Source organism: Streptomyces sp. NPDC058291 (assembly GCF_042880855.1).
In the GTDB taxonomy this organism is placed as follows: Bacteria; Actinomycetota; Actinomycetes; order Streptomycetales; family Streptomycetaceae; genus Streptomyces.
In genome coordinates, this window is sequence record NZ_JBHVYK010000098.1 from 18038 (window position 1) to 28165 (window position 10128).

Sequence of the window (10128 nt, forward strand, 5' to 3'; positions counted from 1 at the left end):
ATGACGGACGGCGACAGGAGCCCCGGGGGGCGACCTGACCCAGCCGTCCGCGCCCTCAGCCCACGTTCCGGGGCAGCCGCAGGCTCAGCAGACCCGTCAGCGCCACCCCGGCCAACTGCACGAGCAGCGTGGTGACGAGGGCGCTGCGCATGCCCCACTCCGGCACCAGGGAGAGGAACAGGGTGCCGAGGGTGGCCACGCCCAGGGCCAGCGAGGCCTGCTGGGTGGTCACCATCACACCGCTGCCGACGCCCGCGCGGGCCGGCGGCACCTCGGACATCACGATCCGCATGACGACGGGCAGTTGGAGCGCCTGGCCCGCGCCGGCGACCGCCGTGCCCGGCAGCAGCTCGACGAAGCCGACGTCCGGCCAGTCGGCGCGCACCGCCAGCACGATGAGCACGACGCCCACGCCCTGCAGGACCGCGCCGGCGGTCACCACCCGCGCCCCGAACCGGGTCACCAGGCGCGGCCCGGCGAGCGAGGCGAGGAAGAACATCAGGGCCATCGGCGCGAGGGCGAGGCCGGCCTGCACCGGACCCAGCCCCGCCCCGCTCTGCAGGGCCACGGCGACGACGAACATGAACCCGCTGAAGCCGACCGCGAGCGGTCCCATGATCGTCAGCCCGCGCCGCAGCGTGGTCAGCGCGAACAGGCTCGGCGGCACCAGCGGCGTGCGGCCCTGTCGGTCGGCCCGTCGCTCCACCGCGTAGAACGCGGCTGTGACCAGCGGGAACGCGGCCAGCGACAGCCACGTCCACAGCGGCCAGCCCGCGGCCCGGCCCTCGGTGAGCGGGGCGAGCAGGGTCAGCAGCGCGGCGGCCAGCAGCACGGTGCCGGGTCCGTCCACGGGCTCCGGACGCTGCGAGCGGGTCTCCGGGACGGTCCGGACGGCCAGCAGCAGGCCGACGATCACGAAGGGGACGTTGACCAGGAACACGGACCGCCAGCCGCTGCCGGCGATGTCCGCGGCGACGAGCACACCGCCCAGGATCTGGCCCGCCACCATGGACAGACCGGCGGTCGCGCCGTACAGGCTCATCGCCTTGGCGCGGCGCGCGCCCGCCGTGGCGGACTGGATGGTGGCGAGCACCTGCGGCACCATGGCGGCGGCCGACGCGCCCTGCGCGACCCGGGCCGCCACCAGCGACCAGGCGTCGGGCGCGAGCCCGCAGGCCAGCGAGGTCAGACCGAAGGCCGCCATCCCGCCCAGGAAGAGCCGACGCCGGCCGAACAGGTCGCCGAGCCGGCCGCCGAGGACGAGGAGCACGGCGTACGCGAGCCCGTACCCGGCGACGACGAGTTCGAGGACGGACTCGCCCGCGGCGAGGTCGCGTCCCATGGTGGGCAGGGCGACGTTGACGATGAAGAAGTCGATGAGGGGCAGGGCCGCGCCGAGCAGCACCGTGAACAGGCCCAGCGGGCCCAGGGAGTGCGACGGCTCCGCGGCGCGGGCGCCCTGCGGGACCGAGGTCGAGGTCGTGGTGGTGGTCGTGGTTGTCTGGGTCACGCTGCCGAGCCTGCGCCGTCTGTCAGACGGGTACCAGAGTCTCCTTATCCTGGTAGAAGGAGTACCTGGCAACAGGATCCGCGGGACGGCAGGCTGGAGGCATGACGACGATGGCCCAGCAGACGCCACCTGCCGCGGCGACGGCGGCGACCGCGGCGACGGCGGCGACCGCGGCGACGGCGACGACCACGGCGACCGCGGCGGCCGGCCGCTCGGAGGTCAGACGGCACGAGCTGGCCGCCTTCCTGCGCAGCCGCCGCGAGCGCATCACGCCCGAGCAGGTGGGCCTCCCGCGCGGAGCGCGCCGCCGGACGCCGGGCCTGCGCCGCGAGGAGGTCGCCCACCTCTCGGCGGTCGGCGTCACCTGGTACACCTGGCTCGAACAGTCCAGGGACATCCATGTGTCGGTGCAGGTCCTGGACGCTCTCGCCCGCACGCTGATGCTCGACCCGAGCGAGCGGGCCCACCTCTTCCAGCTGGCCGGCGCGGCCGACCCGACCCCCGCATCGTCCTGCGCCGGCGTGACCGACGCGGTACGCGAGCTGCTCGACCAGCTCGACCCGCTCCCCGCCTGCGTCCAGAACAGCCGCTACGACATCCTGGCCTACAACCGCACCTACGCCCATCTGCTGTGCGACCTCGACGCGATCCCGCCCGAGGACCGCAACTGCATGGTGCTCATCCACACCCATCCGCAGTGGCGCGAGTCGGTCGTCCACCTCGAGGAGTCGATGCGTCTGATGGCCGCGAAACTGCGCGCCTCGATGGCCGGCCACCTCTCCGAGCCGGCCTGGAAGATGCTGGTCAAGCGCCTGCAGACGGAGTCCCCGGAGTTCCGCGAGAACTGGGAGCGCTACGAGGTCGTCGTGGGCCGCAGCAAGGTCAAGGAGTTCCGCAACCCGCACGTCGGCCTGCTCACCGTCACGCACACCGACCTCTGGCTGAGCCCGGAGCAAGGCGCCCGCATGGTGACGTACGCACCGCAGAACGCGCAGACACGGGAGCGGCTGGAGAAGCTGTACGCCTACGCCCGCAGCGCCGCCGCGGCGCGGGGCGCGGTGGCGGCCGGGGTCACGCGCTGACGCCGGCCGCCTCCCGGACGTCCGGCGCCTCCAGCCGCTCGGCGGTCCGCTCCGCCGTGCTCCTGGCCCAGGAGCCGGTGGTCACGACGCCCAGGGCGAGCACGACCAGGCCGCAGCCGGTGAGGATCCACCAGCCGGGCACGGCGGCCGAGACGAAGGCGTCGCGGTACGACGACGTGCTCACGCCCGCCGCCAGGACGGCGCCGATCACGGCGACGCCCAGGGTCTGGCCGAGCTGCCGGCTGGTGGAGGCGACCGCCGCCGCCACCCCCGCCTGGCTGCGCGGCATGCCCGAGACGGCCGTGTTGGTGATCGGCGCGTTCACGAACCCGAAGCCCACCCCGAACAGGGCGTACCCGAGGAACAGCGTCCCGTCGGACGTCTCGGCGTCGAAGGCGGCGAACAGCACCCCGCTCGTCGTCATCGCCAGGCCGGCGATCAGCAGCGGCAGCCGCGGGCCCCGGCTGCCGACGAGCCGTCCGGACAGCGGCGCGCACAGGAACGTCGGCACGGCCATCGGGAGCATCCACAGGCCCGCGTGCAGGGCGTCCAGGCCGCGTACGTTCTGCAGGTAGAGGGTCGACAGGAACAGGAAGCCGCCCAGCGCGGCGAACGCGCTGATCGCCACCACCGTCGCGCCGCTGAACGGCACCGAGCGGAAGAACCGCAGGTCGATGAGGGGTTCGGCGCGCCGGGGCTCGTACCACAGGATGCCCAGCAGGGCGGCGAGCGCCACGGCGGCGAAGGGGCCGCTGGTCGCCGCGCCCGCCTCCGGCGCCTCGATGATGGCGTAGGTCAGGGAGCCGAACAGGGCGATGACCAGCAGCTGACCGACCGGGTCGGGGCGGCGGGCCTTCGGTGCGCGGGACTCGGGGACGAAGCGCAGGGTCGCCAGCAGGGCCACGAGTCCGACGGGCAGGTTGAGCCAGAAGATCGAGCGCCAGCCCACGGACTCCACGAGCAGTCCGCCCAGCAGCGGGCCCGCGGCCATCGAGATGCCCACGACCGCGCCCCACACCCCGATCGCCCGGGCGCGCTCGCGCGGGTCGGTGAAGGTGTTGGTGATGATCGACATCGCGACCGGGTTCATCATGGAGCCGCCCACCGCCTGGACCATGCGGGCCGCGATCAGCAGTTCCAGGCTCGGGGCGAGCGAGCACAGCAGCGAGCCGGCCGAGAACACGACCAGGCCGGCCATGAAGACCTTCTTGCGGCCGATCCGGTCGGCGGTCGAGCCGGCGAGCATCAGCAGCGCGGCCAGAACCAGCGTGTAGGCGTCGATCGTCCACTGCAGGCCGGACGTCGACGCGTGCAGGTCGCTCTGCATCGAGGGCAGGGCGACGTTGAGGACGGTGACGTCGAGGCTGACGATCAGCAGGCTCATGCAGCAGATCGCGAGGATCAGCAGACGTCGTCGGGGGCTGAGCTCGGGCATGGCGTCATCGTACGCCCGATATCAATAGTGCGTCTAACTAATGAGTGCTACATGTGCTGCCTCGGGGGAGGGGCGGGCACGAGGCCGAGTACCCCCGCGCATACGCGACAATGGAGCAATGTCCACGCCCGTGCCCCCCTTCCAGATCGGCCCGCACACCGTCCGGCCGCCCGTCGTCCTGGCCCCCATGGCCGGGATCACGAACGCGCCCTTCCGCACCCTGTGCAGGCACTTCGCGGAAGGCGAAGGCTTCGCCGGAGGCGAGGCACAGGATGCGGCCGACGGCGGCAAGGGCCTCTTCGTGAGCGAGATGATCACGACCCGGGCGCTGGTCGAGCGCAACGAGAAGACCATGCAGCTGATCCGCTTCGACGCGAGCGAGCAGCCGCGCTCGATCCAGCTGTACGGCGTCGACCCGGCCACCGTCGGCAAGGCCGTCCGCATGATCGCGGAGGAGGGCCTCGCCGACCACATCGACCTCAACTTCGGCTGCCCGGTCCCGAAGGTGACGCGCAAGGGCGGCGGCTCCGCCCTGCCCTACAAGCGCAACCTGCTGCGCGCCATCCTGCGCGAGGCGGTGAGCGGCGCCGGCGACCTCCCGGTGACGATGAAGATGCGCAAGGGCATCGACGACGACCACATCACCTACCTCGACGCCGGGCGCATCGCCGTCGAGGAGGGCGTGACGGCCATCGCCCTGCACGGCCGCACGGCCGCCCAGCACTACGGCGGCACGGCCGACTGGGACGCCATCGCCCGTCTGAAGGAACACGTCCCGGAGATCCCCGTCCTCGGCAACGGCGACATCTGGTCCGCCCAGGACGCGCTGCGGATGGTGCGCGAGACCGGCTGCGACGGGGTCGTCGTCGGACGCGGCTGCCTCGGCCGGCCGTGGCTGTTCGCCGATCTCGTGGCCGCCTTCGAGGGCCGCCCGGACGACGTCGCCCGGCCGTCCCTGCGCCAGGTCGCCGACGTCATGGTCCGCCACGCCGGCCTCCTCGGCGAGTGGATCGGCGACGAGTCCAAGGGCGTCGTCGACTTCCGCAAGCACGTCGCCTGGTACCTCAAGGGCTTCGCGGTCGGCAGCGAGATGCGCAAGCGCCTCGCCGTCACGTCCTCCCTGGCCGAACTCCGCGCCGGCCTCGACGAGCTGGAGCTCGACCAGCCCTGGCCCGCCGGCGCCGACGGCCCCCGCGGCCGCACCTCCGGCAACAACAGGGTCGTCCTGCCCGACGGCTGGCTGAAGGACCCCTACGACTGCGCGGGCGTCGACGAGGAAGCCGAGCAGGACACCTCCGGCGGCTGAGACGCCCTCGCCGGCCCCCGCCGTGAGCTGTCAGTCCTTCGACGGGTGCGGGGTCGAGCCGTAGGCCTTGAGGAACCTGTCGCGGAACGAGCTCATCTTCCACACCGGGGCGTTGTGCGCCGGCTTCAGGCCGTCCGTCCAGTTCCACCCGGAGATCTTGTCGAGCACCTTCGGGTCCTTGGCGACGATGGAGACGGGCACGTCCCGGCTGGCGTTGTCGCCGCTGACCCGGGCGATGGGCTGGTGGTCGCCGAGGAAGACGAGGACGGTGTCGTCGCTGCCGTAGCGCTCCAGCCACTGGGTGAGGGCGGTCACCGAGTACTGCACGGACTTGCCGTACTCCTGCTTGGACGCGGCGCCGTCCGCGATGACCTCGGACGCCTTCTTGCCCGCCTTCTCGATGCCCTCGAAGACCGAGCCGTCGCCGATCCCGTCCCAGTCGACCATCTTCGGGATCGGCGCCCACGGCTGGTGGCTGGAGGTCAGGATGATCTCCGACATCAGCGGCTTGTCGCGGTCGGTGCGGCCGTGCTCCAGCCGCTGGAACGCTTCGAGGGCGTACTGGTCGGGCATGGTCGACCAGCTGAACTTCGGCCCCCGGTAGCCCATCTGAAAGGCGTTGTAGACCTTGTCGAGCCCGTAGAACTTCGCCTCCGGCCAGCTCTTCTGCACGCCCGGCATGACCCCGACCGTGTCCCACGCGCCGGTCTTCTTGAACGCCTTGGTCAGGGACAGGTGGTCGCTCGCCATCACCGTGCGGTAGCGCTGCTGGTTGTCGACCCACAGGCCGGACAGTGTGGTGGAGTGGCCGAGCCAGCTGCTGCCGCCGTAGGTCGCCGAGGTCAGCCAGCCGCTCTTGGCGTGGAAGCCCGCCTTCGCCAGGGCCTGGGTGCTGGCGTCGAGCGTCTTGTCGACGCCCGGCGCCATGATCGGGTCCTCGACGGCGCTGCGGCCGTAGCTCTCGATGAACGTGAAGATCACGTCCTTGCCGCGCAGGTCCGGCACGAGCTGGGCGGCCGGGGTGGCGCCGAACGTGTCGTTGCGGGCCTCCTCGCCGAACGCGGCCTCGTCCGCGAGGGTCTGCCGCACCTGCCGCCCCTTGTTGATCAGCACGTCGCCGGCGCGGTAGGAGGCGACGGGCACTCCGGCGTTCTGCAGACCCGTCACCGAGCAGGTGACCCACACGGTTGCGGCGATCAGCGTGACCCGGGTCGCCCGCTGACTGTCCAGGAACAGCAGATTGCTCAACCGGACCGTCGCCAGGGCCATCACCGTGAACAGCGCGACGATCAGCACGACGAGCCCGATCGCGGCCCCCACGGCCGTCGCCCGGCCCATCGAGTCCGCGACGTAGGACTGGGCGTCGTCCAGCAGCCCCCAGTCCAGGATGAGATTGAAGTCCCGTCCCAGGTATTCCACGAAGCCCATGTCGAGCAGGTCGATCACGGTCACCGCGCCGAGGAGCGTCCCGCCCAGCGCGGCGACGACGATCCGCGCCCGCCGGGGCAGCGCCAGCAGCAGGGACGCGCCGAGGATCGCCTCGACGGGCAGCCGCGTGAACCTGTTGAACTGGAGCCCGTTGAGCCGGTTCGGCAGCAGCAGCGCCCCGATCACGAGGATCAGCGACAGGACCGTCGCCGTCCACCACACCGCCCGCGCGGCGCGCGGATGCCTGTCCCGCCAGGCACGCAGGTGCGCGACACGTGCCCTGAAGCCGCGGGGGGCGGCCCCGGCCCCGGCCCCGGTCGTGGGGGCGCGTTCGGCGACGGGTTCGGCGGCGGGTTCGGCGGCGGGTTCGGCGACGGGCGCCTCGGCCTCCGCCCCCGCTATGGATTCCGCCGGTTCCGCCGCTTCCGCGGGCTCTGCCGCTTCCGCGGGCTCCGTGGCTTCCGCGGCTTCGGCGGTCGCCGTGGTGTCCACGGTGTCGGCTTCGGCGGTCGCCGTGGTGTCCACGGTGTCCACGGTGTCCACGGTGTCGTCCTCGGGGTCCTTCGATTCAGGCTGCTGGGATGAGCGAGTGGTGACTGGCACCCGAGGGTCCTTCCGTACGAAGCCCGGCGGTTCGGCGGATCCGGTGCGGGCCGGATCCGCCACGGTTTCGTACGGCCTGCTCCCGGCCCGCGTTCAGCCCCCCGGGCCAGTGCTCGGCAAACACCGCGCAAACGTCACGCCAAGCAGCCGGCCGGGGCCGGACCGGGGACGGCTACGCGCCCCCGACCGCGGTGAGCAGCGCCGACGGGGCCGCCGCTCGCAGCCGACCGGGGCCGGACCGGGGACGGTTACGCGCCCCCGACCGCGGTGAGCAGCGCCAACGGGGCCGCCGCCGAGCGGGACTCCCGTACGCACGCGTGCGGGTACGGTACCGGCTGCCCGTGGGTGTCGCGGCCGTAGCCCGCGAGGACCTCCGGGAGACGGTGGCCGGTCGCGGCCGCCGCGTCGACGAGCGCGTGGGCGACCGTACGGGCCTCGTCGTGCAGTCCGTAGCGCGCGAGACCCAGCGCGATCAACGCGTTGTCGTGCGGCCAGACCGAGCCCCGGTGATAGGAGAGCGGGTGGTACGCGGGCTGCCCGGCCGCCAGGGTGCGCACGCCCCAGCCGGAGAAGAAGTCCGCCTCCAGCAGACGCCGGCCGACGATCTCCCCGTACTCCTTGTCCAGCAGCCCGGACCAGAGCAGATGCCCGGCGTCCGAGGCGAGCGCGTCGACCTGCCGGCCCTCGCCGTCCAGCGCGAGCGCGGGGAAGGAGCGGTCCGGCATCCAGAAGTCCCGCTGGAAACGGTCGCGCAGGTCGGCGGCCGCCTGTTCGAGCAGGGCCGCGTACTTCTCGTCCTCCCACACCGTGCGCGCCGTCCACGCCGTGCGGCGCAGCGCGTCGTAGGCGTACCCCTGGGCGCCCGCCGCCATCACCGCCCCGGTCGGGCGGGCCCCGTCCGCAGAGCAGATGGCGCCGGGGGAGTCCTTCCAGTTCTGGTTGGCCAGACCGCCCCGGTCGGCCCGGTAGACCAGGTAGCCCCGGGAGGTGAGCCCGCCGTGGTCCAGCATCCAGCCCACGGCCGCCCTCGCGTGCGGCTCCAGCCGGCGGGCCAGGGCGACGTCGCCGGTCTGCTCGACGTAAGCGCCGAGGACGACGAGGAACAGCGGGGTCGCGTCCACCGACCCGTAGTAGCGGCCGTACGGGACCTGCCCGAAGTGGGCGAGCTCGCCGTGCCGCACCTCGTGCACGATCTTGCCGGGCTGGGACACCGTGCGCGGGTCCGCCCCGGTGGCCTGGGCCGCGGCGAGCGCGAGCAGCGTGGCGGCCGCCGGACGGGGATGGTAGGGCAGCGCGAACAGGGAGGTGAGGAGCGCGTCGCGGCCCAGCAGGGTGAGGAACCAGGGTGCGCCCGCCGCCGGGACGCGCAGGTCCTCCCCGTCCGGGCCGGTCGCCTGGACCTGCAGCGCGGCCAGGTCGGACAGACCGCGCGCACAGGCGGCCGTCAGCTCGGGCCAGCCTGCGGGGAAGGCCACGCACTGGGCGAACTCGGCCTCCAGCGCGCGTAGTTGCCCGGTCACCGAGGCGGGGGAGCGGGGCACCCGCAGGGCCCGCCGCTCGCCGTGCGGCCGGGCCGTCACCCGCAGGGTCAGCTCCACCGAGCCGTGCGGTTCCAGTTCCAGGGTCCACACCAGGCGGCGGGCCCCGGTCCCGGTCTCCTCGACGGCGTCCGGCGCGGGCTCGGTCGTCACGGTCGTCCGGGACGTCCACTCGCCGCGCCGGTAGGTGAACTCCACTCCGTCGTCGAGGATCTCGCGGCGGCGGACGATCCCGGTCTTGGCGTAGGTGCGGTGGTCGGAGCGCAGTTCGAACTGGTCGGTGAAGTCGGCGTCGGCGGTGAGCGCGAGGCGGACCGTCGTGGGCACCGGGCGGTTGCCCACGATCCGCAGCGACTCCACGAACGAGCTGTCGCCGACGGCCTGTTCCCGGAAGAGCGTGCAGGACGGCGGCTCGTTGCGGCCCCCGCGCGGGACCAGCACACAGCGTGTGGTGTCCCCGTCGGCGACCGGTGAGAGCGCCTCCGGGACGGCGCCGTCGATCGTCAGCTGCCAGCGGCTGAGGTGGCGGGCGTCCCGCACGAACAGCCCCTCGGGCGACCCGGAGGCCGGTCCCGGCCCCCGCACGCCGCTGATGTCCCCGTTCTCGCCGACGGCCGCGAACGTCCCGCCGAACACGAGCAGATGATGCCGGTTCGTCATCCCAGGTCCCCTCCCTCGGTACCACTGCCTGACCTGTCCTGGTGGACGAGGTCGAGCGTGAGCGCGGCCGTCCAGCTGAACCCGGTCGCGCCACAGGCCTCGCCGGTGTACGGGTCGACGTACTCCGCGAAGTCCGAGTCGCCCGCGGCGTCCAGGACGGCCCGGCGCAGCGCCTCGGCCTCGGCCCGGCGGCCGTGCTGGCGCAGACCCCGTTCGAGCAGCCAGCTCGTGTTGAACCAGGCCGGACCGCGCCAGTACCGGTGCGGGTCGAAGGCCTCGCCGAGCAGGTCGTAGCTGGGCGCCAGCCGGGTGACCTCGCCCACGCCGAAGTGCGGGCCGCGCAGGGTCTGCACGAGCCCGTCCACCACCTCGGCCGGCAGGGCGGGCAGCAGCAGCGGCACCAGACCGGACACCCCGCGCTCGGGGACGAGCACCCCGCCGGGCACCCGCCGCCCCGCGCCAAGGGCCCGGTCCGGCCCGCCGGGGCGCCCGTCCGCCCCCGGCCGCCGCCGCGGCTCCGGGTCCGCCCGCCGGTCCGGCCCCGGGTCCGCCCGCCGGTCCGGGGC

General features: G+C 73.4%; 6 protein-coding genes and 1 pseudogene. 2 read left to right on the forward strand and 5 right to left on the reverse strand.

Annotation, left to right across the window (positions count from 1 at the left end):
• Window positions 1-55: 55 nt before the first annotated feature.
• Window positions 56-1510 (reverse strand): MFS transporter, encoded by a 1455-nt coding sequence (locus ACFVYK_RS32795; protein ID WP_389780300.1) that lies wholly within the window; start codon window positions 1508-1510, stop codon window positions 56-58.
• Window positions 1511-1611: 101 nt separating this feature from the next.
• Here ACFVYK_RS32795 and ACFVYK_RS32800 point away from each other — a divergent pair, with 101 nt between their 5' ends.
• Window positions 1612-2592: a helix-turn-helix transcriptional regulator gene (locus tag ACFVYK_RS32800; RefSeq protein ID WP_389780301.1), complete on the forward strand. Its 981-nt coding sequence runs from the start codon at window positions 1612-1614 to the stop codon at window positions 2590-2592.
• On the opposite strand, the gene ACFVYK_RS32805 is transcribed toward ACFVYK_RS32800, so the two are convergent.
• Window positions 2582-4027: an MFS transporter gene (locus tag ACFVYK_RS32805; protein WP_389780303.1), complete on the reverse strand. Its 1446-nt coding sequence runs from the start codon at window positions 4025-4027 to the stop codon at window positions 2582-2584. The two genes, ACFVYK_RS32800 and ACFVYK_RS32805, sit on opposite strands and share 11 nt — an antisense overlap.
• Window positions 4028-4145: 118 nt before the next feature.
• On the opposite strand from ACFVYK_RS32805, the gene dusB reads away from it, so the two are divergent.
• Complete coding sequence (gene dusB / locus ACFVYK_RS32810) at window positions 4146-5333, forward strand: tRNA dihydrouridine synthase DusB (protein ID WP_389780305.1); 1188 nt, start codon at window positions 4146-4148, stop codon at window positions 5331-5333.
• A gap of 30 nt (window positions 5334-5363) precedes the next feature.
• Here the strand turns inward: dusB and ACFVYK_RS32815 are convergent, their stop codons facing one another.
• The 3 genes and pseudogenes from ACFVYK_RS32815 to ACFVYK_RS32825 form a co-directional block, all read right to left on the reverse strand.
• A complete protein-coding gene (locus ACFVYK_RS32815; RefSeq protein WP_389780307.1) occupies window positions 5364-7364 on the reverse strand; it encodes a CDP-alcohol phosphatidyltransferase in 2001 nt (666 codons plus the stop codon).
• 248 nt (window positions 7365-7612) lie between these two features.
• The gene (locus ACFVYK_RS32820; protein ID WP_389780309.1) at window positions 7613-9562 is read right to left on the reverse strand and encodes a glycogen debranching N-terminal domain-containing protein; all 1950 of its coding nucleotides are present in this window, start codon (window positions 9560-9562) and stop codon (window positions 7613-7615) included.
• Window positions 9559-10128: pseudogene (locus tag ACFVYK_RS32825) on the reverse strand (hypothetical protein); the annotation flags it as partial. The pseudogene ACFVYK_RS32825 and the gene ACFVYK_RS32820, both read right to left, overlap by 4 nt.

Excerpts from the sequence above, each read along its gene's own strand:
- ACFVYK_RS32800 (WP_389780301.1), top strand. The coding sequence starts at position 1,612 with ATGACGACGATGGCCCAGCAGACGCCACCTGCCGCGGCGACGGCGGCG.
- dusB (WP_389780305.1), top strand. The coding sequence starts at position 4,146 with ATGTCCACGCCCGTGCCCCCCTTCCAGATCGGCCCGCACACCGTCCGG.
- ACFVYK_RS32820 (WP_389780309.1), bottom strand. The coding sequence starts at position 9,562 with ATGACGAACCGGCATCATCTGCTCGTGTTCGGCGGGACGTTCGCGGCC.
- ACFVYK_RS32805 (WP_389780303.1), bottom strand. The coding sequence starts at position 4,027 with ATGCCCGAGCTCAGCCCCCGACGACGTCTGCTGATCCTCGCGATCTGC.